This is a genomic window from Alteromonas sp. IB21 (assembly GCF_016405965.1).
Classification (GTDB): Bacteria; Pseudomonadota; Gammaproteobacteria; order Enterobacterales; family Alteromonadaceae; genus Alteromonas.
In genome coordinates, this window is the sequence record NZ_JAEFCD010000022.1 from 1 (window position 1) to 25,988 (window position 25,988).

General features: G+C 43.2%; 26 protein-coding genes. 11 read left to right on the forward strand and 15 right to left on the reverse strand.

From position 1 onward, the window contains the following. Positions 1-87: 87 nt before the first annotated feature. The 9 genes from JC525_RS14425 to JC525_RS14465 all read right to left on the reverse strand — a co-directional run bounded on the left by JC525_RS14425 (position 88) and on the right by JC525_RS14465 (position 10,746). The gene (locus JC525_RS14425) at positions 88-618 is read right to left on the reverse strand and encodes an acyloxyacyl hydrolase (protein ID WP_198816444.1); all 531 of its coding nucleotides are present in this window, start codon (positions 616-618) and stop codon (positions 88-90) included. A gap of 134 nt (positions 619-752) precedes the next feature. Then, the gene (locus tag JC525_RS14430) at positions 753-1,583 is read right to left on the reverse strand and encodes a hypothetical protein (RefSeq protein ID WP_198816445.1); all 831 of its coding nucleotides are present in this window, start codon (positions 1,581-1,583) and stop codon (positions 753-755) included. Then, the gene (locus JC525_RS14435; RefSeq protein ID WP_198816446.1) at positions 1,564-2,355 is read right to left on the reverse strand and encodes a hypothetical protein; all 792 of its coding nucleotides are present in this window, start codon (positions 2,353-2,355) and stop codon (positions 1,564-1,566) included. The genes JC525_RS14430 and JC525_RS14435 overlap by 20 nt, the downstream gene beginning before the upstream one ends. Positions 2,356-2,497: 142 nt before the next feature. Then, positions 2,498-5,587, reverse strand: a complete 3,090-nt coding sequence (locus JC525_RS14440; protein ID WP_198816447.1) for an error-prone DNA polymerase — start codon at positions 5,585-5,587, stop codon at positions 2,498-2,500. 29 nt (positions 5,588-5,616) lie between these two features. Further along, entirely contained in the window at positions 5,617-7,080 is a 1,464-nt protein-coding gene (locus JC525_RS14445; RefSeq protein WP_198816448.1) for a Y-family DNA polymerase, read from the reverse strand. A 2-nt stretch (positions 7,081-7,082) separates the two neighbouring features. Further along, positions 7,083-7,823 carry a recombinase RecA gene (locus JC525_RS14450; protein WP_198816449.1) on the reverse strand — a complete coding sequence of 247 codons (741 nt, stop codon included), beginning with the start codon at positions 7,821-7,823 and terminating at the stop codon, positions 7,083-7,085. Positions 7,824-8,106: 283 nt separating this feature from the next. Continuing rightward, complete coding sequence (locus JC525_RS14455; RefSeq protein WP_198816450.1) at positions 8,107-8,619, reverse strand: hypothetical protein; 513 nt, start codon at positions 8,617-8,619, stop codon at positions 8,107-8,109. 1 nt (position 8,620) lies between these two features. Continuing rightward, positions 8,621-10,372: a DUF885 domain-containing protein gene (locus JC525_RS14460; protein WP_198816451.1), complete on the reverse strand. Its 1,752-nt coding sequence runs from the start codon at positions 10,370-10,372 to the stop codon at positions 8,621-8,623. A 38-nt stretch (positions 10,373-10,410) separates the two neighbouring features. Continuing rightward, positions 10,411-10,746, reverse strand: coding sequence for a DUF1820 family protein (locus JC525_RS14465; RefSeq protein WP_198816452.1), 336 nt, complete (start codon positions 10,744-10,746; stop codon positions 10,411-10,413). 187 nt (positions 10,747-10,933) lie between these two features. Between JC525_RS14465 and JC525_RS14470 the strand changes: the two genes are divergently transcribed. Beyond that, positions 10,934-12,571, forward strand: coding sequence for a M28 family metallopeptidase (locus JC525_RS14470; RefSeq protein WP_198816453.1), 1,638 nt, complete (start codon positions 10,934-10,936; stop codon positions 12,569-12,571). A gap of 78 nt (positions 12,572-12,649) precedes the next feature. On the opposite strand, the gene JC525_RS14475 is transcribed toward JC525_RS14470, so the two are convergent. From JC525_RS14475 to coaBC, 3 genes are all read right to left on the reverse strand, one after another. Then, positions 12,650-13,393, reverse strand: a complete 744-nt coding sequence (locus tag JC525_RS14475; protein ID WP_198816454.1) for a glycosyltransferase family 25 protein — start codon at positions 13,391-13,393, stop codon at positions 12,650-12,652. Between the two features lie 74 nt (positions 13,394-13,467). Beyond that, the gene (gene slmA / locus JC525_RS14480; RefSeq protein WP_198816455.1) at positions 13,468-14,058 is read right to left on the reverse strand and encodes a nucleoid occlusion factor SlmA; all 591 of its coding nucleotides are present in this window, start codon (positions 14,056-14,058) and stop codon (positions 13,468-13,470) included. Between the two features lie 115 nt (positions 14,059-14,173). After that, a complete protein-coding gene (gene coaBC / locus JC525_RS14485; RefSeq protein ID WP_198816456.1) occupies positions 14,174-15,403 on the reverse strand; it encodes a bifunctional phosphopantothenoylcysteine decarboxylase/phosphopantothenate--cysteine ligase CoaBC in 1,230 nt (409 codons plus the stop codon). Positions 15,404-15,610: 207 nt separating this feature from the next. Between coaBC and radC the strand changes: the two genes are divergently transcribed. The 5 genes from radC (at position 15,611) to JC525_RS14510 (ending at position 20,380) form a co-directional block, all read left to right on the forward strand. Next, positions 15,611-16,288, forward strand: a complete 678-nt coding sequence (gene radC, locus JC525_RS14490) for a RadC family protein (protein WP_198816457.1) — start codon at positions 15,611-15,613, stop codon at positions 16,286-16,288. Between the two features lie 92 nt (positions 16,289-16,380). Next, positions 16,381-16,749 carry a hypothetical protein gene (locus JC525_RS14495; RefSeq protein ID WP_198816458.1) on the forward strand — a complete coding sequence of 123 codons (369 nt, stop codon included), beginning with the start codon at positions 16,381-16,383 and terminating at the stop codon, positions 16,747-16,749. A gap of 93 nt (positions 16,750-16,842) precedes the next feature. After that, positions 16,843-17,532, forward strand: a complete 690-nt coding sequence (locus JC525_RS14500) for a YjbF family lipoprotein (protein WP_198816459.1) — start codon at positions 16,843-16,845, stop codon at positions 17,530-17,532. Next, a complete protein-coding gene (locus tag JC525_RS14505) occupies positions 17,532-18,281 on the forward strand; it encodes a capsule biosynthesis GfcC family protein (RefSeq protein WP_198816460.1) in 750 nt (249 codons plus the stop codon). The genes JC525_RS14500 and JC525_RS14505 overlap by 1 nt, the downstream gene beginning before the upstream one ends. Then, positions 18,278-20,380: a YjbH domain-containing protein gene (locus tag JC525_RS14510; protein WP_198816461.1), complete on the forward strand. Its 2,103-nt coding sequence runs from the start codon at positions 18,278-18,280 to the stop codon at positions 20,378-20,380. Before JC525_RS14505 ends, JC525_RS14510 begins: the two co-directional genes overlap by 4 nt. 52 nt (positions 20,381-20,432) lie before the next feature. Here JC525_RS14510 and JC525_RS14515 read toward each other — a convergent pair whose 3' ends face one another. Further along, the gene (locus JC525_RS14515; RefSeq protein ID WP_198816462.1) at positions 20,433-21,209 is read right to left on the reverse strand and encodes a glycosyltransferase family 25 protein; all 777 of its coding nucleotides are present in this window, start codon (positions 21,207-21,209) and stop codon (positions 20,433-20,435) included. Between the two features lie 384 nt (positions 21,210-21,593). Between JC525_RS14515 and rpmB the strand changes: the two genes are divergently transcribed. The 4 genes from rpmB to mutM all read left to right on the forward strand — a co-directional run bounded on the left by rpmB (position 21,594) and on the right by mutM (position 23,536). Further along, positions 21,594-21,830, forward strand: a complete 237-nt coding sequence (rpmB, locus tag JC525_RS14520; RefSeq protein WP_012516576.1) for a 50S ribosomal protein L28 — start codon at positions 21,594-21,596, stop codon at positions 21,828-21,830. An 11-nt stretch (positions 21,831-21,841) separates the two neighbouring features. Further along, positions 21,842-21,997, forward strand: coding sequence for a 50S ribosomal protein L33 (gene rpmG / locus JC525_RS14525; protein WP_012516577.1), 156 nt, complete (start codon positions 21,842-21,844; stop codon positions 21,995-21,997). A gap of 264 nt (positions 21,998-22,261) precedes the next feature. After that, positions 22,262-22,726, forward strand: a complete 465-nt coding sequence (locus JC525_RS14530; protein WP_198816463.1) for a hypothetical protein — start codon at positions 22,262-22,264, stop codon at positions 22,724-22,726. Further along, positions 22,727-23,536: a bifunctional DNA-formamidopyrimidine glycosylase/DNA-(apurinic or apyrimidinic site) lyase gene (gene mutM / locus JC525_RS14535; protein ID WP_198816464.1), complete on the forward strand. Its 810-nt coding sequence runs from the start codon at positions 22,727-22,729 to the stop codon at positions 23,534-23,536. Positions 23,537-23,562: 26 nt separating this feature from the next. Here the strand turns inward: mutM and coaD are convergent, their stop codons facing one another. Both coaD and JC525_RS14545 read right to left on the reverse strand, forming a co-directional pair. After that, positions 23,563-24,051 (reverse strand): pantetheine-phosphate adenylyltransferase, encoded by a 489-nt coding sequence (coaD, locus tag JC525_RS14540; RefSeq protein WP_198816465.1) that lies wholly within the window; start codon positions 24,049-24,051, stop codon positions 23,563-23,565. Positions 24,052-24,156: 105 nt separating this feature from the next. Further along, on the reverse strand, positions 24,157-24,882 hold the full coding sequence (locus tag JC525_RS14545; RefSeq protein WP_198816466.1) for a 3-deoxy-D-manno-octulosonic acid kinase: 726 nt from the start codon (positions 24,880-24,882) through the stop codon (positions 24,157-24,159). 93 nt (positions 24,883-24,975) lie between these two features. Here JC525_RS14545 and JC525_RS14550 point away from each other — a divergent pair, with 93 nt between their 5' ends. Then, a complete protein-coding gene (locus JC525_RS14550) occupies positions 24,976-25,980 on the forward strand; it encodes a glycosyltransferase family 9 protein (protein ID WP_198816510.1) in 1,005 nt (334 codons plus the stop codon). Positions 25,981-25,988: the final 8 nt, after the last annotated feature.

Sequence of the window (25,988 nt, forward strand, 5' to 3'; positions counted from 1 at the left end):
GATGGTAGTGTGGGGTCTCCCCATGTGAGAGTAGGACACTGCCAGGTCCCATTAAGAAAAACCCGCCTAATGGCGGGTTTTTTGCGTTTAGAAGTGGTAGGCGTATGACAAGTTTAGGAAGTCTAATCCAGGGTTGTCGTTGTTGAAGCCGCCGTTGGAAAAGTGCATGTATCGCAACGCTATATGTTGCGTCTTATCCAGTTCCACAAAGATGCCAATACGATCTTCAAACTGATAATTCGAACCAATATCTTTACCTGCCACTTTCTGATCACCGATATAACTTGCACCGATACCCGCTTCCAAATAAATCGGGTATTTATCATTTAGCGTTGTAATTTGCTTCATGAAAACAGGAGTGATAGATGCGGCATAGCTTGTACTGTGTGTATCACTCTTACCGTATTCCCAGACTACCGCACTTACCTCCCAATATAGCTTTACGTCACCAAACCAGTCGGTTGCAAGTGTTTGTTCTAAAGGCCTGTAAGCAAACCGCATTCCGTCGATATCATCGAATCCATGCATATAGTCAACGCTTACAGTCTGTCGAGCTTGCACCGAATTCGCAGTAAAAGTGATTAAAAAAGAAAATAGTAGAAATGATATCTGTTTCATAATTGCTCCTTGATATGCTAATCAACAAGCAAAATTCCCTCCAACTGGAAAAGGTATTTATATCAATGGCATAGGTTCTTTTTTCTATAATTTACGCTTCATTGAATGTGCTATTTACCGTGTTTATGGAATTATTACAAGCCCGACCAAAGGGCGTTCTTTTGAAGCCCTTGTTCTTTCATCAGGCGCTGACTTAACGGTAGCGTTTCTTCAATACCATATTTATCCTTTATTTCATCTATGGCTTGTGAGTTGGAATGTAGGAAGGTATTAAACTCTTTAATAATGCTAGGATACTTTAATGTTGAAATAGAGAAAGAGACCGTGTTGTGAGGAAGGGTGAGATCAGCAGTGAATTGGCCGATATTAGGGTATCGACGAAGAATACGTTGAGCGACGTTGTAATCTACATCCATGGCATCGGCTTTTTCATTATCTAGAAGTAATAGTCCTTCATGCACGCTACTTACGCCAACCACACTTACAGTATTTTCGCTGATTTGAGTTTTCCATTTAGCAGGGGTAAAACCATCGGGAATGATGAGTTTACTTACGTAGCTAATGCCTTTACCTTTGTTTTTTGGTTTAACTAACGTAACTGCAAAAGTGTCTACTAGTGGAAGAGAATACGTTTTATTAAGGCTATGTGTTATTTGATCGCTCCACCTAGGGTTATCTGGAAAAACGAAATCAACGTTCCCTTTCTTTAATTCAATTTGAAGGCGTTTAACGGGCATGCTTAGGTAAATAAACTGATGCCCACTGTGTTTTGAAAACGCTTCCAGTATGGCCCATCCTAAACCTTTTTCATGGGGTGAAGAAAAATTGTAATAAGGAGAGTACTCAATATTTTGAGCACCTACGATGTAGGTGTCGGCTTTAACAGTTGAAGATAAAGATGAAAAAGAAAGTATTATCGATAGAGCCTGAATAAAACGGCGCGCGTTATTGCCAAACCTCTTCAATTTTCAATCCTTGTTCATTCAAAAGCTGTTTAGATAGTTGTTCGAAAGGTACTATGCCGTACTTCGATTTAATACTATCAATTAATTCAGGGTTTGAGGATATAAAATCATTAAGTTCAGTAATAATGTTTGGTTGGTAAAGTGTAGATAGGGAGAAAGGAATTTCATTATGTGGAAGCGTTAAATCTAAGGTAAATGTATCTTGGTCAAAGGAAAGGGATGAAGAGTGTTGACTCACGAAATACTCTAAATCTAAAGCGTCTACGCGTTCTTGATACAAAAGGGCAAGCCCCTGTTGGATATTACTTACCCACGTAATTTTAGTACTTTGATTGTTTATTCGCATTTGCCAGTTTACCGGCGTGAAGCCTAAAGGCATGGCGAGATTTTTTATCGTACCAATACCTTTTCCTGCATTTTCTTTTTTAACAATAGTGCCAGTCATGGCATATGTAAGAGGAGAAGAGAAGTATTTGTCTTTCGACGTGGTAATACTGTTATACCATCCACTATTGTCAGGATAAACGAAGTCTACATTCCCCTTGACCAGTTCAAGCTGAAGTCTTCGTATCGGCAAGCTTACGTAGATAAATTCATGCCCAGAAGCCTTAGAGAACGCTTCTAAAATCGACCACGCTGCGCCTTTATCAACGGTAGAGGCAAAATCATAATGAGGAAAGTATGCTAAATTCTGAGCCCCAACAATATACTTTTCGGCATAGACATTGTTACTTAGCAGGTAGGTACAGAAAAGCACAACCCATCGCATCATTTAAGCTCCAAAATGATCACAATACTTTATAAAGCGCCATACGCTTAATTACTACAGCTGTTAAAACAATTAACCAGCCCTTAAATAAACAAAAAGGCATTGAATTAAGAGATTAAGGTACCATTACTTGAGAGTAAAATCCCTAGTGAAAATCTCGTGAGTTAAGTGATATTTTCTCTAACCAAGGGGTACGATCAATAAGCTTACCGGCGATGATATGTATTACTCCCTCTTTGGAGTGTTCAATAATACCATTAACTTGTAGAAGCTTGGCTTTTAAAAAAGTGTGTTGTTGAGCTCGCGCTGTGGATTGCCATACGACTACGTTCATATTGCCAATATCATCTTCTAAGGTAAGAAATGTAACGCCAGCCGCCGTACCTGGTGATTGGCGGCCCGTTACGGCGCCAAGGACTTTAACTACCGATTTATTTTTCTTGATAGCGAGCGTATCAGACCAACTGATATCTTTGAGTTGATGCTGTCGCCGAAGAAGTGAAATTGGGTGGTTATTGACTGATAGTCCCGTCGATGCATAATCTTCAAGTAGATTCTCAGCCTCAGAGGGTGACACTTTTAATGTGCTAATGCTTTCATCAATACATTTTTCCTCAGCGTCGAATAAAGGTAAGCGCGTTTGCGTATCCATTATTTTCCAGCGTGTTTCATAACGGTTACCTGAAATGGTACGAAGTGCGTCGGCGCTAGCGAGCGCTTCTAGCTCGTTACTCTTAAGCGATAGCTGGTGTAGTTGATCTACATTGCTATACCCCTTGTCAGGTCGGTTCTTGACAACTTGCTGCGACGAGGCTTCGCTAAGTCCTTTAATAAGCTTAAGGCCTAATTGTATGTGTTTTTCTTGGTTTACTATGACTAAGGTATGCTCAGTGTCAGACTTGTTCACACAGGGCGCTTCTACGTGAATATTATGGCGCTTTGCATCTTGAACTAGCTGTGACGGCGTATAAAAACCCATTGGCCAGCTGTTTAATAACGCTACGTAAAATTCTACGGGGAAATAAAATTTTAGCCAGCAAGATACATAAGCTAACACTGCGAAAGAGGCAGAATGTGACTCTGGAAATCCATACCCTGCAAACCCCTTAATTTGCTCAAATACGTTATGTGCAAAAGTATTGTCATAACCTTTATCTGTCATGCCTTTGATTAGCTTGTCTCTAAACTCGAAAATCCTTCCGTCCTTTTTCCAGCTCGCCATAGCACGACGAAGTTGGTCAGCTTCGCCGCCACTAAAGCCCGCGGCAACCATAGCAAGTTGAATAACCTGCTCTTGGAAAATAGGGACGCCCATAGTACGGGACAGCACCTTTTCGACTTCTTTTGAGGGGTAGCTAATGTTTTCATTGCCGTGCCGGCGTATTAAATAAGGATGTACCATATCCCCCTGAATTGGGCCTGGTCGTACGATAGCTATTTGCACTACCAAGTCGTAATAACGGCGGGGTTTAAGCCGCGGAAGCATAGACATTTGTGCCCGCGATTCTATTTGGAAAACCCCAACGGTATCAGCGCGACAAATCATATCGAAAACCTGTTTGTCATCGCCAAGTTTAGTGATGAAGGGAATGCTTGTCTGAACTGGGTATTGCTTATTAATGAGGGAAAAAGCTCGGCGAATAGCGCTTAACATACCCAGAGCCAACACATCGACTTTTAATAGGCCTAGTGTTTCTATATCGTCTTTGTCCCACTGAATAATTGTGCGAGCTTCCATCGCTGCGTTCTCTACAGGAACTAAGTCATACAGAGGGCCCGCGCTTATTACAAATCCACCTACATGCTGTGATAAATGCCTTGGTGTGCCCAATAAAGCTTCTGTTAAGCTAATAAGCTGTTGTACGCGTTTCTCTTGTGGGTTTAAACCGAGATTGGCTAGTTGGGACTTCCACGGTATAACGCTATCTCGCCGGTTTATTTGCTTAACAACAAAGTCCAGTTGAGATTCGCTAAAGCCTAGTGCTTTTCCCACATCTTTAAATGCTGATTTAAAGCGGTAACAAATCACCGTCGCGGCGATAGCGGTTCTTTCTCTGCCGTACTTTTTATAAATGTACTGAATAATTTCTTCACGGCGTTGATGCTCAAAATCAACATCAATGTCGGGCGGTTCATTACGCTCTTTTGAAATAAAGCGTTCAAAAAGTACACTGATTTGTCTAGGGTCAACGGCGGTAATTTCTAAACAATAGCAAACCACAGAGTTCGCCGCAGAGCCACGACCTTGATATAAGATGCGTTGTTGTTTGGCAAACTGGACGATATCGTAAATTGTTAGAAAGAAATATTCATACTCTTGCTCTGCAATCAGCGTAAGCTCTTTTTCAATTGTCTGCCTAATTTCTGTAGTAATACCTTCTGGAAAGCGAATTTTAATCCCTTCTTCTACACGCTCTCGTAAATAAGACGTTGGTGTGTAGCCTTTGTGTACAAGTTCGGCTGGGTATTGATAGCGCAACTCCTCTAAAGAAAACGTAAATAATTGGCTAAGAGCATTAGTATTCGCCACCCACTTTTCAGGATATAGCTTTTTAATTTTATGTATGGTGCGTAAGCTACGTTCTGCATTACTTAGTGCACTCCTTCCTATCTCGTCAACGCTGGTATGAATTTTTGTGGCGTGCAAAACATGCTGTAGTGGCAACCTATCTGCGTGATGCATTAATACACCCGTACACGCAATAACAGGAAATGAGTAGGTAGATTGCAAAGAGTTATAGTGCGCAAATCTATGATGATCACGTCCATCTAATAAGCGTTGCGCACCTATGTAGGCGTTTATGCTGGGGTGCTTTAACAGCCATTCTGCCCAATGTTTATCTTGAGTTTCCTTCCCACTGGGTAACCAAATAAACTTACAGTGTCGAATAGTGCGCAAATCCCATTCGTCGAGTTGATATTCACCTTTTTCAGAACGACGCCTCGCGTTTGTTATGATGCGGCAGAGTTCACTGTAGGCTGCTTTATCTGGGCACAACAACACAAAAGATAAGGTCTCATCAAATACAAAGTAACCGCCCACAATAAGCTTGATAGGTAATTTTTGGTGGGTAATCTCATCGAAAGCTCGTACTATGCCTGCTACAGAGCATTCATCAGTAATAGCGAGAGCTTCGTAGCCAAGAAAAGACGCGGTGGTGACTAGCTCCGCAGGAGAAGAAGCCCCGCAAAGAAAGCTATAGTTGCTTTGACAAAATAGTTCGCTGTACTTCATGCTACCGTGTTTACTCTAACCGCATATGCCTAACAAAAAAGCCCTTGTACCCACCATTGGGATTCTTCGTCTTTAAACACCAATAACCTCACACTCTGCGGCGTCTGGGCGATGAAATAATCGCGCTTGGTAGGGCGGTCATGCCACCATTCGCTATGTAACCGTAAGGGCCCAAAACAAATTTGTGTTGGTTGAGTAAGTGGCGTAGGCACCTCAAATGTAAAAGTAGGCGCAGTATCGCAGGCATAAGCATATTCAGACGCGCTTGGCTCGGTTACCGTCATATATTCAAACTGATGACTGTTAGCTGTGCGAGGTTGAAAAGTACTGTTATCACCTAGCTTAGCGTTTAAGCGGCCAATTAATTGCTTTTGTGCCACATCATTAAATCGGTCGCTGAAAAAGTCGCCATTGTGGCTATCTATTTCCTCAAATTGATGGCATTTAAGCTCAACAGCAGTAGCTGGCTCAGGCAATACAAGGTTTTCAATTTTAAGGGTAAATAACGGCAGCCAGCTTTTAACGGAAGATTGAGGAAGCGCAGATTGAATATCAATACTCATGGGTGGTGCTTCTCTAAAATGAATGTGAACGGCCACGTTTGAGGTGTATAAATTTCTAGCTCGTAAATAATGAGATAGATGCTCAAATTGTTGAGTAACAAAAGGCCCTAAGTGCTGTATGTTTTCTACGTCAAAAGGTAACAGTAAGAAGTTATCAAAGCGCTCTAGCGGCCTGAACAGCGTAGCGCGTGGGAACGTCTCTCCTCTCAATGCAGTCAGATACATAATGGTGTTATTGTCAAAGCGTCGACCTAGCTCTTGGACAGGCATGGCGAGCAGCTGCTGCACACGAGTAATCCCCACTCTAGCCAGCGACTCTATAACTTTAGGCGCCAGTGCGGTAATAGAAAGAGGGCATGCATTTAACGCTTTTTTTATGTCATCAAGTGCACATACATAAGTGTCGTGTTTTTGAAGTGCCAGCACCTTTGCGGCTTCTATTGTCCACGCACAGCCAAAATGGTAGCGAACATCAGACTCCGATAAAGCCTGAGTGAGGGTTTTCCAAAGCGGTTCATGCCCACCATAGTAATGGGTTAAATTGTCCAATCTTATAGCTAGCCCGCCTGAATAGGCATGACTACATAGCACAATGTCGGATGCCAGCGGATAGAGCCGATATGCTAACTGCGTTAGCATATGCCTTTCGTTTTCTTCATTGAAAGGCAGTACATGTACATAAGGGCATAATGCAGCCGCTTGCGCTAAACCATGCCCAATTTCAATGCCTTCCACCTTTGCAATATCATTGCATTGAACAATTTTATTCATTTTACTGCAGTAGACGACAACGGGTGTGCTTGATGGTAATGACGAACATTTATTGATAGCGCCGTCACAAGACTCTTGATAATGCGCACCTTTACGCCCAGTCGCTCTATTATGACTATCTAAAGTAAGTTGGTAGCAGTAAATATAAGCCCATAGCATGTTCAGCTCACTGAGTGTAGCGCCTGATCAGAAAGCGTATTATGTGTCATCGCCCACTTAATGGCGTTATTGTCAGGCGTCCATTTGTGTGAAATAACGATGTTATCTTTAGGCCACCCATGACGCTGTTTGCGAATAGTTACCGATAAAGCGTGCGGGGTTCCTTGCAGATAAAGATCTAAAGTAATAGGTAGCGCATCGTCACTATAACCTTGGGCGCTGCTCAATGGTCTGTTTTGTTGTTTACTTGACGGTGACAGCTGCCGAAGCAGGGGAGTATAAAGCAAGCATAGGGCATCATTATGCGTCGCAGCTACCTGTAAACGGCGAGCTTCCTTTTGGCTTATTGTATTGCTCCACAGCACTACGCAATGACAAGCTGTACTTTTTAGGCACTGCTCTGCCGCCCACAATGATTCTTGCTGTGTATGCGTTTTTACGACAAGTACTTGTTGCGTCTTAAGGCCTAAATTTTCTAACCACGGCGACTGCAAATGCCCTGGAGGATTGATAAATACAACGAGTTTATGAGTACGATGCTGGCACATTACGTCTTTAAACAATGAGAGTTCGCCAACGCCCGTTAGAGAAGCTATACGTACTAAGCCTGTAGAAGCAACGCCACCGTTAAGCGCTTTATCTAGTCGCGGAAAACCTAATGAAAACTTTGTTTCATTTTGCTTTTGTTCTCTGGCCCGCCAAATATGAGGGTGATTGTTAAGTACAGATAACGGTTTATTCATGGCACTCAAAATGAACTGTATTTATATACAGTATTATAGTGCAGCAATGATTCATTTCAATATTAAAGGCTCAAGCCTTGAAGCTTTTAATGCTAACTTATTGATTAGCCTAAAAAGGTAAAAGATTAAATCTTTAAGAAGAAGAAGAGTGTAAAGGGGCGGGCGAGCGTTTAAATTTTTAATTCAAGAAGAAATAGCTATTAAGGCCTTGGCTGCTCTTTACCATACAGCAAAGAGTAGAAGGCCCTAATAACGCTACACCTATGCTAATCAGTAAGCAGTACTAGCTTTCTTGTAAGACCGCTGTTGGTTGATTGGCTTTAGTGGTATTTATTGGTGCAGTAACCGTTTGGCAAAACGCGATAAAACCATCTGCGGTATTTTTTGCCCATACCATGCGTGCATTGCTGGGCAGTGTCTTTACCATATCGCGAACCTCTTCAACCGTTACGTCTTCATTCAGCAACGCTTTATTCAAAGACTCTTCAAGCGACATACCTTTCTCACAGCACGCCATTACAATGGTCGAGAAATTTCGCATTAGCGGGTGGAGTATTTGATATTGCGATTGTTCGATAAGACGACTCTTATAATCACTTTCTACGCGCGCAGTAAGATTTTTTTCTAACGCGTCTGTGACGAGAACAAGATTGCGATAAGCATAAGTTACTTTACTGCTAGTTTGCTTATTTGAGTGACGCAATAGCGCCAATTCTTTTTGTAAATTCTGCGTTCGCAGTACCAAGTAAATTAAAAACAGGATAAGTAATCCAATAACACCAAATGCAACGAACATCTTATTTTGCCTTTTGCTCTTCTATAAAGGTATTTATGTGTTGTTCTAAAATAAAAAGTGGCACAGAGCCATTTTCTAAAACGGCGCGATGAAATTTACGAACGTCAAAACGCTGTCCTAGCGCATTCTCTGCTTTTTCACGCAGCGCTTTAATTTTAATTTCACCAATTTTGTATGATAACGCCTGTGCAGGCCATGAAATATAGCGGTCTATTTCAGTATTAACGTTGTGTTCAGAAAGCGCGGTGTTTTCCATCATATAGTCCACCGCTTGTTGACGGCTCCAGCCCATGGTATGCATGCCAGTATCAACCACTAACCGACACGCGCGCCACATTTCGTAGCTTAAGCGACCAAAGTTGTCATAAGGCGTTTCGTAAATACCCGCTTCTATGCCCAAAAACTCAGAGTACAGCCCCCAGCCTTCACCAAAGGCTGAAATATAAGTATTGCGACGTACCATAGGTAAGTTTTCAAGCTCTGCTGCCAATGATATTTGAAGGTGATGACCAGGCACCGCTTCGTGCAAGGTCAGCGCAGGTAGGGCATACAAAGGGCGCTTATCAAGGGCATAAGTGTTTACCCAGTAATAGCCTGGCTGGTCATCGCGGCTAGGATGGATGTACCGTCCCGTTGTATATTTAGGCGCGATAGCGTCTGGTACAGGCGCTACACCGTAGGGGGTTCTTGGCAAATATTCAAAAAGAGAAGGGAGTTTTGCGTCCATTTTCTTTGCAATAAATGACGCTTCTTTTAACAAATCTTCAGCGCTGGTGGCATAGAACTGGGGGTCTTCCCGTAAAAAAGTAATGAAGTCATTAATATCGCCATCAAAGCCTAGTTCATCCACAATCTGCTGCATTTGCTCGCGAATGCGTTTTACTTCTGATAATCCTAAATCATGGATTTCCTGAGGCGTCATGTCGGTAGTAGTGTAATGCTTCGCTCTATTAGCATAATACGCCACGCCATCAGGCCAGTTATTCGCAGCAATATCTTTACGGGCATTGGGAATGTATTCATCTACCATGAAGTCGTAGAACATTTGATATGCAGGCAACACGCTGCTGTTTATGGCTGCCTTACCCTGTTCCGTTAGCGCTGATTTTTGTTCGGCAGTAAAGTACTCAGGAAACCGGGTAAATGGAGAATAAAAACCACTGTCTTCAGCCTTTTCAACAATGTAGGACGCCACTGAGTTTTCAAACCCTTTCAACACGACTTTAGGTTGCGTGTAACCTTCCTTTAGCGCCTCTTTCATATAGGTGATTTGCTGTTCAAAATAAGGCTTTAGTGCGTTTAAACGACTAATGTAGGCTTGGTAATCTTCTACGCGTTTGAAAGTAGATAGATTAGGCAATGACGCCATTGAACCGTGAAAACCATATTCTGAATTGATGGGTACCAAGTGCGCGCGATAGGTGTATTCATCCACATAATTGGCTAAACGGTATTGCTGCATCAGCAAAGCAATATAAGCGTCAGTAGAGATATTCTCTTTTTCGTACTGACTTAAGGCTTTTTGAAAAGCTCGCCATTGCTCATCTTGTGCTTTCAAGGCTTTGGGAGAGTTATCTGGCAAAACATGAGCGAGTGATGTATCGCCTTCCCTAGAGGCTAAAAGTGGCGAGACCGAAAGCTCATAGTTCCAAATTTCATCGAGAAGTTGGTACAAGCTTTCATCGTTCAATTCTTTTGCAGTGGTGCCTATACTGCAAACTAATAGTAATGCCGCGAATATGTAGCGATGCATAAGGGTCTCCGGCAACCTTTACCGGCTAGACACGGCGGTTACTCTTTCGTTGGTGTATATATTGGACTAGGGAATGCCGTTACTTTATCAGATTTATTTTCTAATTTAGTAATTTTGGCAGAACCTTTTTTATTTACGGCGTCAATGCGCAAAACATTGTGCATAGGAACATACGTTTTCGTTACTTCTGAAAACTCATTTTTTAGTCTTTCATGGCTAGGGTCCACAACAACACTTGTGTGGGTATCCCACACAAAGTCACCTATTTCGATAAAGCCAAACAAAGCGCCTTGTGTAAGGGTTTTAACATACAACTCGTAGCGTTCGCCATTGCTGATAAATTGGACGCGGTAAAGAATATCGTCTTTCGACATAGATGCTGCTCTTCACTAAAAAAATAATAATATCCGGAAATCGAGCCGGCATGTGACTCACAATTTTACCTTGCTCCTAAAATGCGAGCAACGGTAGGAAACACGTGGTAAACGAAAGCTGTTTGATGGTATTTCCCGTATTAACTGCGTTACTATGACGCACACTTAGTTATACGGTGAAATTAAAATGATAAAAAAACTCCTTATTGGTAGTGCAATGACGGCAATAACATTTGCTGCAACAGCACACAACCACGCATCGACAGATAATGCTTTTAACCCTGATACACAACGAATCAAATCGCACTTGTTTTTCTTAGCAGACGATTTACTTGAAGGGCGTGATACTGGCTCTCGAGGTCATGAAATCGCGGCGCTTTATATTGCGACCGAATTTGCCAAGTACGGGCTAAAGCCAGCAGGCACAGATGGCTACATACAAAATGTATCGTTTCGCAAAGCCAATCTGGTTCAAGAATCACCTAAGTTTACATTTACACAAAACGGCGAAACCGTCGATTTTGATTACCCGAAAGAATATCTAGCTAGCCCAAGCTTGCTTAGCACCGAGGCCAATGTAAAAGGTGAAATGGTATTCGTAGGCTACGGCATTGTAGCTGACGAGCTTTCGCACAACGATTATAAAGACCTAGATGTTGAAGGCAAAATTGTTGTAGCACTTGCCGGTAAGCCAAGCGACTTTCCATCAGAAGAGGGGGCTCACTTTGCGTCTGGCTATCAAAAACAAAAGTATGCGGTAGACAATGGCGCTATCGGCATGATCACTATTACTACGCCTAAAAACGAGAAAGTGCGCCCGTATCAAAGCCGCTTAAACTACATTCACACACCGCGTATGGCGTGGTTAGACGAAAACGGCGAGCCTGCGAATAGTTTTTCGCAGCTTAAAGGTGGTGCCTATATGAGTGAAGGTGCTGCGCGTAAACTGTTTCAAGGCGCAGAAAAGAGCCTTGATGACGTTTATGCAGTTCTTGAAGCTGACAAAGTACCGCAAGGCTTTGCGTTAAACGGCACCGTTGATATCAGTAAGACGAGTGTACACGACACCATTACAAGCCCAAATGTTGTGGGTGTACTAGAAGGTTCAGACCCAGAGCTTAAAAACGAATACGTGGTTTTTTCTGCGCACTCAGATCACATTGGTTTTGCCAAGACCGTGAAGAAAGACAACATTAACAATGGTGCCATGGACAATGCGTCAGGTACGTCAGTGATGTTAGAAACGGCACGCCTGTTTAGCGAAATGGAAGAAAAGCCAAAGCGCTCAATTTTGTTCGTGTCCGTAACCGGTGAAGAGAAAGGCCTGCTAGGTGCAGACTATTTCGCGCGTAACCCAACGGTACCCGTTACTTCAATGGTGGCGAACGTAAACTTGGATATGCCTATTCTGACCTACGAGTTTGCCGATGTTATTGCGTTTGGCGCTAATCACAGTGACTTACAAGACTCAGTGGAAAAGGCCGCAGCCAATGCTGATATCGAGCTGAGCCCAGATCCATGGCCAGAGCAAGCCTTGTTCACACGCTCAGATCACTATGCGTTTGTAAAACAAGGTGTACCTTCAGTGTTTATGGTGCCGGGTCTTAAGTCAAAAGATCCTAATGTAGATGGTAGCAAGGTGTTCGGTCAGTTCTTATCTACGCACTACCACAAGCCAAGCGATGATCTAAATCAGCCATTTAACTGGAACGCCGCCGAAACTTTTACCAAAGTAAACGCGCAAATCGGTTGGACATTAGCAAATCAGAAGAACAAGCCTAAGTGGAACGATGGTGACTTCTTTGGTAAGACATTTAGTAAATAACTCATATATTTTTAAATATTAGCTACTAAATATTAGTGACTAGCGTCGGCTCTCATTCATGAAGGCCGGCGTTTTTAATTATTGACTAATTTCTGTCAAATCAGCAGAAAGCTTTTTACGCTCCAAGTACATTTTTATACGGAATTTTAGGTTTCGCCAAAAGGAGCTATGATTGGAGTGGCGGCCCCCGTTTACAGCTTCAATGGCGCTGACGAACGTTTTATCCTGAGTGAAGGGATACGGGCGAATTCCAACAACGCTGATCCCCACCTCGCTATGAAATTGCATATCGACATCTACGGCCCGAAAAAATAGCTTACGTTTTAGTAATTTTTCAGCACCAGATAAACTTAATGCATATGCTGCTGCACAATTTGGAACTTTTAAAAAATTACCTAGAGTAAAGGTATTATCTAATGACATTGAGTCAATAAAAGGGTTATCGCGGTTGTCGAATAATTTAATCATGTCCCAGCCTTTAAGCTGTTCGATATGCTGTAGCAGAGACGGAAGTTTATCGTCTATACATAAATCGTCTTCTAAAATAAGACAGTAAGGTATTTTTTCTTCAGAAATTTTCTTCCACAGGCTTTGATGGCTGATATAGCAACCTATCTCTCCTACGGTAAGATTTCTATGGTGATACTTACGATTTGCATAAGCATCATAGTGCTGTTCTATTTCTTCATTACTCAATGCCCGTCCAACAGTTGCATCAAACCGAATAGGATGAAGACCTAGTGCGTCTAACTTCGAAGATGTTGACTCCCAACGCTCAACGCAGGCTTTCATATTGATTACAAAAATTGGGGTACTCTTCATAATTAATCGCTTTTAAACAGCTGTCGTACAGCACTATTGAAAAGTGAACTTTTGCAATAGCAGACTTATCCTCGTCACTTAACAAACATCTGTTTAAACGTTGCCCATTGCTCATTGAACTGCTCTGTAGGCTTTCGTGTAAAGCCGCTGCGAATAAAGCCGTTGATGCGACCATCAGTGTAGCTAATCAACATATTGGCAATAATCGCTTCATCCGCGGAAAGTGTCTTACCTTCGCGTAGCTTGCGTTCTCTCAATACTTGTTTTAGCTGCGTTTCTAAGCGCTCAAAAAGTTTTGCGATACGCGCGCGCAAACGGTCTTGTTCGCCCATAAGAGCATCACCATTTAAGATTCGAGTAATGCCTGGGTTTTTCTCCGCAAAGCCTAAAATGAGATGCAAAATAAGCTGGCAGCGCGTAAGCGAGTCTTTTTCTTCATTCACAATTTTATTGATACGCGTGAAGAGCGTTTCTTCTATAAACTCAATGAGTCCCTCAAACATACGCGCTTTACTTGGAAAGTGGCGGTAGAGTGCCGCTTCAGACACTCCCACTTTTTCCGCTAACTTAGCTGTAGTGATACGTTGACCAGGGCTGGTTTCTAGCATTCCAGCGAGTGCTTGCAGAATTTGGGCTCTGCGATTTGTTTTTTTGACAGCAGGCATGACGAAAGTAATTCCTCCGCTACCGAGTTACAGCAACTCGGGCTCCATGTTAAGTTGGCTTACACCAAAGCGTTTATATTTATCGTTTTTATTATCGACACTTAATAAGCATCTGTTAGCTTTTATTACCTAGCGCGAACCGCTCTGCAATAAGTGCAACTAGCTGTTCCGCCAGTTCATTTTTACTCGTTGCTGGAAAACGTTTATCTCCGTCTTGCCAGATAACGTGTAGCGCATTTTTATCGCTATTAAATCCAAGACCGTCCACAGTAATGTCATTTGCTGCAATCATATCTAGCTTCTTTTTGGCTAGTTTTGAACGTGCATAATCTTCAACGTTTTGGCTTTCTGCTGCAAAGCCTACGCAAAACGGTCGGTCAGGTCTTCCAGATATATTTGCTAGAATATCAGGGTTTTTAATAAAAGTAAGTGTTAACTCATCACCTGTTTTCTTAATCTTGTTATTGGCGATTGTGGCTGCTTTATAATCAGCAACGGCCGCGGTACTGATAAAGATATCTGTGGAAGGTGTGAGCTTTTCACACGCCGATAGCATGTCATCGGCGGTCACAACATCAATGCGAGCGCAATTAGCTGGGGTATTAAGAGACACTGGACCTGCGACCAATGTTACGTTGGCGCCAGCCGCTGATGCAGCTTTTGCAATAGCGAACCCCATCTTGCCCGAACTATGATTTGAGATATAACGTACCGGGTCTAATGGCTCTCTTGTTGGCCCTGCGGTAATCATCACATTTCTTCCCGCTAAGCTTTTAAGTGCAGGATACCGTTGAAGTACACTGTCTTTAGCACTGTTTAATACTTCAGCAATATCGACCGGTTCAACCATTCTTCCGGCGCCTATATCTCCACACGCCTGTTCACCGCTAGCCGGACCGATAAACGTGACCCCATGCTCTTCTAAACACGCGATGTTGCGCTGCGTAGCTACCGCTTTCCACATTTGTTGGTTCATCGCCGGAGCTATGTAGAGTGTTGCCGTTGTTGCTAAATACAACGTAGTAAGTAAGTCGTCAGCCATACCGTGAGCGAGCTTTGCCAGCGTATTAGCTGTAGCCGGTGCAATCAATAAAATGTCGGCCCATTTAGCAAGCTCAATATGCCCCATAGCTGCCTCGGCTGCAGGGTCTAATAGATGTTGGTGGACTGGATGGCCTGATACAGCCTGTAGTGCTAATGGACTTACAAACTCTGCGGCAGAGTCAGTCACAACAACACGAACATTAGCGCCTAACGCGGTAAGCTTTCGAACCATATCGGGAGCTTTGTAGGCAGCAATACCGCCAGTCACGCCCAGCAAAATGTTTTTATTAGCAATAGACATAAAAGAACACTAAATCTAAATATTGATATTAGCCTACCATGGTGACAAAAAATCGGATAGCTGAACGAAAGTCGATGTCGCCGAACGAAGGTGTTTAATTTTTTGATTATGGCCTAATGCCGAAGAAGAAACAGACCCTTAATACAGTCGTTAATATATTGGTATTCATCTATAAACTCAGTTTGATTAAGCTGGTGGACCGAATGTATGTCGATAAAAGTATGGCCGAAAAGCGAAAGGCCTAGAGAAAAGCTATTACAACACGGCGCAGAAAGTTTAAGTGATGCAGAGCTTATTGCCGTACTGTTAGGAAAAGGCGTTAGGGGTAAGAGCGCAGTGGCAGTGGCTCACGAGCTATTGATTGAGCTTGGGTGCTTACGTGGCGTTGCAACGGCGTCACTAGAAAAATTTTCTAAAATAACTGGTGTTGGCCCGTGCAAGTATGCGCAGTTTCAGGCTGGGTTTGAAATTTACAAACGCAATTTAGAAATAAAGCTCAAGCGACAGGATGTGTTTAATAATGTTGATGACACTAAACGCTATCTGCAGGCTAAATTAAGAGATTGTGAACGGGAAAAATTTGCCCTTTTAATGCTGGATAGTCAGCATCAACTCATTGCATTTCGAACTATATTTAACGGTACGATCAACAGTGCGGCGGTATACCCGAGAGAATTGATCAAACAAGTTATGATCGATAACGCCGCTGCGATCATTTTAGTCCATAATCACCCTTCAGGCGTAGCTGAACCCAGCCATGCAGACATCCGTTTAACGGCAGAGATCAAAAGCGCCATGGCATCGATCGATGTACCCGTGCTCGATCATTTTGTGGTTGGAGACAAAGAAACCATTTCATTTGCGCAAAGAGGCTTGCTAACATAAGAAACCTTAGTCATTTGTCGATTATAATCTAGTCAAATGATTGAAAATGATTTAGCATAGGATTTAATGGGTAATTTTATTAAAGGACTGTTATGAAGAAGTCAATTATCGCGTTGTTCGCATCTGCTCTTGTTGTTACAGGAGTGAGCGCACAGACATCAGAAGAAAAAAGTGGTGGAATCCTTGCTTTAGGTAACGGAGCTACAAATTCAGAGCTTGTTGTATCTGGGGCTGTTGGGGTCGGTATCTTGGCTGCTATGATCAACAACAACCGCTCCGAGTCAGGAGGAGTTGGTCCAGATCCAGACCCAGATCCAGTTTTCGTTTGTGAAGGCGATGATCCTCTTGTAGACGGCGTGTGCGTTGGTACTACTAATACGGTCACTGTAACGACCTCTGGTACTGTGACACAAACTATTACTGTGCCTGTTACATTTACTTACGCGCCGACCGTACAGTAAATCTAAGAGTATTCGAAAAAGCCGCTTTTTTTAGCGGCTTTTTTTATTTATATAGCAAAATTATTTGTTTTTAGTTTTAGTCGGCGTACCTCAATGAAACTACACATTCTATCAGTCATTCTAGGCTTTCTTTGTTTTTCTCTCTCAGGGTGCTCAACCACAACACTCGCTTATAACAATACACTCAAGCTCGCTTTTAAAGACCGAAGTGTATCGTATACGGTCGAGGAAATAGCGGCGAGTAAAGCAGATATCATGCAAATTAAAGCGGGTGAACGAGATACTGCTTCACTTGCATTAGCCTACATTGATGGTGACAAGTACAGATGGGTATCAGGTGACAGAGTAATTTTCACTTTGCACCACGGTATCATCGTTAAAACAGAAGGTTTAGATAACGACCTTTATTACACGGGCAACCTTCAGCATAACCCACTTGCAACGAATAATGTTTTGCCGTTTAACTGGGATCGCAAGGTTGACATTGCCGCTATTGGATACGGCATACCAATAGACTCATCGTGGAGAATTGAGGGAGAAGAAACCCGTGAATACCTTGGTTTTTCTGTGCCTGTAATCAAAGTCGTTGAGCGCGTGTCATTTTCAGAATACACCCCTTTTATTGATGTGGGTTTGTCGTGGGAAAATACTTATTTTTTGCATCAGTATTCAAAAGCGCTACTGGCCTCAAAGCAGCAGTTTAGCCCGGAAGGGGACGTGTACGACATGGTCTACTTAAGCCGAATTGTGCGTGAAATGACCAAGCAAGGAGCGGCACAATAATGAAGTTTATCTCTACGCTTATTGCTGCGTTAGGCATTACCGCAGCAGGTTCACTCTTTGCTGACGACAATATGGTTAGCATAAGGATAAACAAGCAAACGTATCAGTTTGACAGGCCTATAAGACTGTCTAGTGCACTATCCATTGTTGCCGACAATGGTGACTGGTATTGGCCAAGTGCATCTGCGTTTGATTTATCTAATTCTAAAGCGGAGCGCGAGAAAGAAATCGCGTTGTCTGAAATTAGAACGCTTTTAACCCAATTTGGTAAAGATTCTAAAACTCACGAAGCGCTTGAGAATTTGTACGAGCAGGTTACATCATGGACAGTGTCTACCCGAATTGACATGCCAATTTCCTACAACCGTGCTCGGTTATTCTATGAAGATAACCCAATGTTCCAGCCTGGAAACTACTGGATTCGTTTAAATGGTAGACCGAATGTTGTGCATTTCTCTGGTGCAGTGGTAAAGCCTGGCGCTTACAAGCATCAAAGTGATACCTCGGTTTATACGGCAGTGCACACGGTTAAAAAAGCAGTTGATGCTGACAAAAGTCACGTTTATGTAATCGACCCAATGGGTAACATTGAAGAAAAAGGGATTGCTTACTGGAATTTAGACTTTGCCCAAATTATGCCGGGAAGTCAGGTTTATGTGCCAATATCTTCAGAGCTTTTCAGCGATAAACTTAAGCAATTAAATAAGCGCGTCGCCGCGTTAGCAGTACATAGGGTTTTACCTCAATGAGTGCGCCACAACTTTTCACTAAAAAAACACTAGCGCTTGTAATTGGAAGCGCACTTTCTTCCGCCGCGTTTGCCGATAAGCAAATTCGGGTTACTCCGTCGCAAATGGTGCAAGGCGGTAATGGCCTTATTCAGACACCAACGGCGCGCATGCGAGACGAAGGTGGAATGGCCATCAACTATACCGACAATGGTGAATATCGTTTTTGGTCGGTCAATATTCAGTTGTATGATTGGATGGAAGCCACCGCTCGCTATACCGACGTGCGTACGCAATTATATAGCCAGGTTGAATCGTTCAGTGGCGATCAAACCCTTAAAGATAAAGGGTTAGATGTTAAATTTAGACTATGGAAAGAAAGTTTCTACTTACCTGACATCAGCGTTGGCTTTCGAGATTTTGGCGGCACAGGCTTTTTTGAAAGCGAATACGTAAATGCTAGTAAGTCTGTGGGACCATTTGATTTTCACTTAGGCTTGGGCTGGGGATATTTAGGTACAGCAGACGATATTACTAATCCTTTTTGTGAAGTTAAAGACAGCTTCTGTGAACGTCCTGGCGGCTTTTCAGGCCGAGGCGGCAAGGTGGATTACGACCAGTTCTTCAAAGGCACTACCGCCTTCTTTGGGGGAGTAGAGTATCAAACACCATGGGAGCCGTTAACGCTTAAACTGGAGTTTGAGGGGAATGATTACTCTCGTGACAGAGCGGGTCGTTTAGAGCAGGATTCTCGCTGGAATGTAGGTGCGGTTTACCGCTACAAAGACTTCGATTTCTCGTTGAACTACCAACGTGGAAATACGATCGGTTTTGGTGTGACCTATCGCTTTAATATGAATACAGTATCGCAGATAAAGTTTGATAAAGATCCGCGCAATTTGATGGGTAGAAACGCGTCTTCTAATGTGAAAGACGTCGATAAACCTCGACTTTATAACGACCTGTATAATCACAGTGGCTTTTTCTTATCTGATGCTGAAATTAAAGAAGACAGCGCAACCTTTTACGGAACTCAGCTAAAATATCGCGACGAAGACGACGCTATTGAACGAGTTGGCCGTGTCGCCGCCTCAGAACTCCCTGATAGCGTAAAAACTTATCATATTGTGGATAACCGCGGTGGTCTGCCGATGGTCGATACGCAAATAGATGCGGAAGCCTTCATCGCTGCAGCGCGATATGAATCGGTGGACGCCGACATAAAAGAAACGTATGTGAGAACGTCACCATCTAAAGAGATCAGAGACGCGTACGATCCTGAAAATACCTCAGGGATATTCTATGGCGCTGATTTCTTCTTTACTCAATCGTTTGGCAATCCGGAAGATTTCTTTTTGTATCAGACCGGTCTGCTGTTAAACGGTGGCTATGCGTTCAATGAAAACTTCTCGGTTATGAGTAGTGCGCGAGTCACGCTTCTTGATAACTTTGATAAGTTTAACTACCTAGTTGACGGTGAAGATGTATCTTTACCTCGCGTTCGTACACGGGTTCGCGAATACGTGTCTGAAAATGACGTATGGTTAGATACCGCGTTTTTACATTACAAAGACAATATTGCCGAAGATCTTTATGCCCAAGCATACGCAGGTTATCTCGAAACCATGTTCGCCGGTGTAGGTGGTGAAATATTGTATCGTCCTGTTGATAGCAATGTTGCGTATGGCGTAGATATTAACTACGTAAAACAACGTGATCCTTACAGTCAAACAGGCTTGGAGGATTACGACACCATTACTGGGCACGCGAGCGTATATTGGCAGCCTGAATTCTTAGACGATACACAAATTACGGTAAGTGCCGGTCAGTTCTTGGCAAAAGACAAAGGTGTTAATATTGACTATGCCAAGCGCTTTGACAGCGGCATTATCGTTGGTGCTTACGCCGCGTTCACAGACGTATCGTCAGAGGAATATGGAGAAGGAAGTTTTACCAAAGGTTTTTATATTTCCATCCCTACAGACTTGTTCTTACTCGAACCGTCTAAGGGCCGTGGATTATTCCCTTGGGTGCCTATCTCTCGTGATGGTGGGCAGTTACTACGCCGTCCTTCACGGTTAATAGACCTTACAGAAACCAGGTCTCCTTTTTACGACTAAACAAAAAAAGCCACATCGTGTGGCTTTTTTTAAGTAACTAATCTGTAGTTTATTAAAACTCCAGGCTTTTAAGTTGCTTACTCACTTCGTATTTATTGCGGAAGTATTGATAGCATTGTTGTGAAAGCCTGCGTAGAGGACGTCTGTCTTGTTTTGATTTTTTACTGCACGCGATGGTGCTGGCACAGGTTACATCTTGCGCAAATGGATAAGGCATTAGTGATAAAACAGTAATGCCGTGCTCCCAAAAATGTTGAATTTCTGTATCGCAAGGTCTGCCAAATTTAGCCGTAGAGGCATAGAGCTTTTGCGCTCCTTTTTTAGAAATCGCTGTCGCTGCGCCACCACTCATTGGCTTTTTATGAACGACTAGATTGAATTCGTCGTTGATAGAAAATTGTTTGGCGATCGGCCGTGTTCTGTTAGCGTAAGCGCTGAGCTTAATTAGATCCCAATCATGGGTAAGGCTATTGAGCGTAGCAAAAGCTTTTTGCACGTTGCCTTCTACTAAAAAGTCATCTTCTAAAACGATGCCGTAATCAGCTTCTCCCTCGGCGATACGACGCCATGCTTCACGATGGCTTAAGAAACAGCCAATTTGAGCAGGTGTCAAATTATAATAATAACGAGCCTTGTTTAAGTTAGGGCAGTAATGCTCCAAGCAAGAATCCTCTGATAGTAAACGACCACAAATAGCAGGGACGCGCTCAAACACTATGTTGTGTTTTTCCAGAAGCGCCCGAGACTTCTGAAGTCGCTCGGTACTTCTATCTAAATTAATGAGGTAAACCGGGGGCGTGCTTTGTGTGTTGTGTTTACGATCGACCATAGAAAGCAAGGTTGCTGATAATGACTACAGGTGATCTGAAATACTAAAGCCCAACCATGACACCATTACTAATATTTAGTGACATATTTATGTCTGATAAGCTAAATCAACAATAAAAATTTAAAATGCAAAGCGTAAATTTATTCGTAGCTTAACTTGCGAGAGAAAAGTACAATACACGCCACAAAAAAGAGTGTTGGTGGTATTTTGCGCAAAAATCGTACGTAAAAGTAACCTTTTTGTACTTTCTTATTGAAATGATCCTGCCTTTGCTGTATAAAATGCGCCCTCTAATTTATAGTAATACGTCATTTGACCCAACCACTGTTTGAGCGCTTGGGATTAACTGACGCGACAGTTATCGTTGTTCTGGAGACAAATACAATGTCAAGAGTATGCCAAGTAACAGGTAAGCGTCCAACGGTTGGTAATAACCGTTCACACGCACGAAATGCGACTCGTCGTCGCTTTTTACCAAACCTTCAAACACACCGTTTTTGGGTTGAGAGCGAAAGCCGTTTTGTAAAACTACGTTTGTCTGCTAAAGGCATGCGTATCATCGATAAGAAAGGTATTGATTCAGTACTAACTGATATCCGTGCCCGTGGTGAGAAAATCTAAGGAAGCCGACAATGCGTGATAAAATCAAACTAGTTTCTTCAGCAGGTACAGGTTTCTTCTACACCACTGATAAAAACAAGCGTAACATGCCTGGCAAAATGGAGATCAAAAAGTATGATCCCGTTGTGCGTAAGCACGTTATGTTCAAAGAGGCCAAAATCAAGTAATTAGCTTGCTTTTGTCTCCACGAAAACCCAGCCTTTGCTGGGTTTTTTGCTTTCAAAACCTTGCTTTGGTCCAGTTTCTATGTAGATCAAAGTAGATTATCATCAAAACGCAGGATTGATCGCTAACTACAGTGCGATCCGCCGTACCGAAAAACGAACGACTTTCCCTGTCTGACGACATTTATCGAATTGAATTAGCGTCTGTCCAAATGAGGTATTAGTATATGGCGGTATTGGTTACTTTGATATTGATGGGTATAAAGCGTGGCTAGACTTTCTCAGCGAGCGATGAATAACGTTGTTATCATTGCTATGCTTATAATGATCGCGCTGTTTAATTTAGACAGTCTTCGCCCTAAAAGCAACATTGTGCAGACCCGCAGTTTATTGCCTGAAGATGCCTATGTGTTAAAAATAGAGCACGATGGAAACAGCTTGGAACGAGTAGGGCAGCAATGGCGTCAAAAAGGGCAAGTTGACAGTCTTACCATGGCCCCGGATATGCAGTTCTCTCAATGGCAGCGCGGGGTATTAACGCCTGCTACTTCTATCCCTGAAGCGTTATCCGACGTTGAGCCCTATATCACGGTTGTGTGGCTAGCAGGTAACACGAATGGCCTTGTATACGCCATCTATCCAGATACTTCACCGACAGTGATCAAATTTGAAAATAATTGGTACACATTAGCCAATACAGAAATCGATAAACTTTTACCCTGGATTGAATGAATGCCTGAGTTACCAGAAGTTGAAGTAAGCCGGTTGGGCGTCTCTCCACATCTTATTGGCAATACGATTACACAAGTCGTGGTTCGTGAGCGAAGAATGCGCTGGCCAATACCCAACGAAGTGTCCCTCGTTGAAGGACAGAAGGTTACGGCAGTTAAGCGTCGAGCGAAATACCTGCTCATTGAAACGGCTACTGGTACGTTAATATTACACCTCGGCATGTCGGGCAAGTTGCGGGTCATTGATGCGTCAACACCGGTAATCAAACACGATCATGTAGACATTGTTTTGAACACAGGCAAATGCTTGCGTTTAAACGACCCTAGGCGCTTCGGTGCAGTGTTGTATCAGGCTCCTGATGCCAAGGTTGCTATGCTCGACAATTTGGGGCCTGAGCCACTTACAGACGATTTCGACGATGAACGCTTGTTTGCGTTATCGCGCAACCGAAAAAGCCCCGTCAAAAACTTTATTATGGATAATGCTATTGTTGTAGGTGTGGGAAACATCTATGCAAACGAGGCATTATTTTTAGCAGGTATCGACCCGCGACGAGCGGCTGGCAATATAAGTGCAGCGCGATATAAAGTGCTCACTGCAAAAATAAAACAAGTATTAGCTAAAGCCATAGAGCAAGGTGGAACTACCTTGAAAGATTTCGCGCAGACCGATGGTAAGCCGGGCTACTTTGCTCAGCACCTCAACGTATATGGGCGGAAAGGTGAGCCGTGTGAAGTTTGTGGTAAGACAATAGAAAGCAAAGTTATTGGGCAGCGCAATACGTTTTTTTGTACCCGCTGCCAACGCTAATTTTATCAAGCGCCTGCTAAAGGCGCTTAGTCTCTTTTACCCAGCCTATCTCTTAATGCCTGTTCTACAACAGGATGGCAAAACCCGTTTACCGCTCCTCGGTGTAGCGCCACTTCTTTAACTAATGTGGAAGAAATAAATGAGTTTTCTTCTGCAGGCGTTAGGAACACGCTTTCAAGCTTTGGGTTTAAGCGTCGATTCATGTTTGCTAATTGAAATTCATACTCGAAATCAGAAACAGCCCGTAGACCTCGAATCAAGATTGTAGCATTTTGCTCGTCGGCGAAATCAGCGAGCAGGCCGGTAAAACCTACAACTTCCACATTAGGTAAGTCGGCGGTAACTTTCTTAATCATTTCCACACGTTCTTCTAACGTAAACAGCGGCTTTTTACTGGGGTTAGATGCGATGGCTACGATTACATGGGAAAATAGCTGTGATGCGCGTTCAATGAGATCGGCATGCCCGTTCGTAATTGGGTCGAAGGTGCCGGGATAAAGTGCTCGTGTGTGCATAAGGTATAATCTTATCGTTATAGGTGATTTATGTGTTGAACGTGGTTAATGTAGCATAATAATCACGGAAGTAGAGCGCCGCTGGCAATACATCACCATGTGCCATTATTGACTAATGCCAGCACGATACCCGTCTATGCACCAAGCCCACTGCTTTTCGTCCCAATGAAATACGGGGTTTTTCGCTTTCTCTTTGTGTAACGAGCGCAACAAACGGTCCAAATTACTTTGCTTCCAGTCATCCCCTTCTTTTATATGACAACGATCAAAATCGATTAGCCATATCTGAAGGTCAGCATCAATCATAATATTTCTAACATTGGCATCATGATGGTACACCTGACAGTTATGTATGGCTGCAAGTGCATGTCCTACTTTGTGCCATTCCTCTTTTTGAAGGGATTGATTGCAAAGTACATGATGTAAATCCCGGCTGTTAGGGATGTTTAATGTAATGAGATCGCCGCGATAAATGAGTCCTCTGCGATGAATGCGTGCCGCTACCGGAACAGGAACACGCAAACCTTGGGCCTGCATATGTTCAAGTAATCTGAACTCTTCAAAGGGACGTGAACGTTCAACACCAAGAAACACGTATTGATCGCTAAGTATTCTGCCAACCAAGCCACCGCGTTTGAAATGACGTAAAACCCATTTTTGGCTTTCGTGCTCAATGAAGATGGTGGTACCGCGTCCTTTTGCCTGACCTGTTATTTTGTCCTGCGCATGCCAAAACTCGGGGTTGAACATATCTGTGCTGGGCTGATTGACTAAAGCGTCGTCGAAAATAAAGTGGTGTCCAGCACCGATGTCTCGTCGTATTGTCGCCATGTTGCCCACAACTTATGGTAAATTTCACATTCTAACGATTTATTTCAGTTTTTCAGCAACGAGAGAGCTTCTGTGGGAAAAAAGATTTGTTTAATGCGCTTATCGGCCATAGGTGATGTGTGTCATGCCGTCGCTATGGTCACTCGAATTCAATCGCAGTGGCGCGATGCTGAAATCACATGGATCATTGGGAAAGTGGAATATCAGCTGGTTAAGCTGATGCCAAATATTCGATTTATTATTTTCGATAAATCACAGGGAAAAGCTGCCGTTGAATCGTTAAAGGCTGCCGTGGCAAATGAGACCTTTGATGCACTTTTGATGATGCAGGTGGCCTTGCGCGCCAATATGGCGTCGAGAGTGATTAACGCAAAACAGCGTATTGGATTTGACTGGGCCCGCAGTAAAGAATTGCATTGGTTGTTTGCCAATAAGCGTATTGCCGCAACAAAACACGCTCACGTTCTTAAAGGTTTCATGGACTTTGCCGATGCACTAGGCGTGCCTGCGTCAGACTCATTGACGTGGAATATACCTGTAAGTCCAGAAGACGAAGTGTGGGGGGCTGAGCAGGCCGTTGGGCTTGGCAAATACGTGGTTATTTCTCCTGCCGCCAGCAAAGCTGAAAGAAATTGGTTACCGCAGCGATACGCGGGTATCGCTGACTATATCCAAGAAGCGGGAGTCAACGTGATACTGTGCGGCGGTCCGGGAAGATTAGATCGGCAAACAGCCGATGAAATCAAAGCTAACGTAAGATATCCGCTTAAAGACTTCACTGGGCAAACGTCATTGCATCAACTTCTGATGTTGTTGAAGCATGCTCACCTTGTTATCGCTCCTGATACAGGACCTGCCCACATGGCGACGACTGTTGGTACGCCGGTGATAGGGCTTTATGCGCATTCCAACCCAAGACGTACAGGGCCTTATTTAGATCTTGATAAGGTAGTGTCGGTATACGACGAGTGCATCGAAGCGCAAAAGGGGAAGTCGTGGGAACGTCTTCCGTGGGGAGCGCGTGCTAAAGGTAGTGCATTAATGGAAAAAATTTCAGTGGAGATGGTGAAGAAGAATGTTGCGCCATTTATCCTGTGATTTACTTT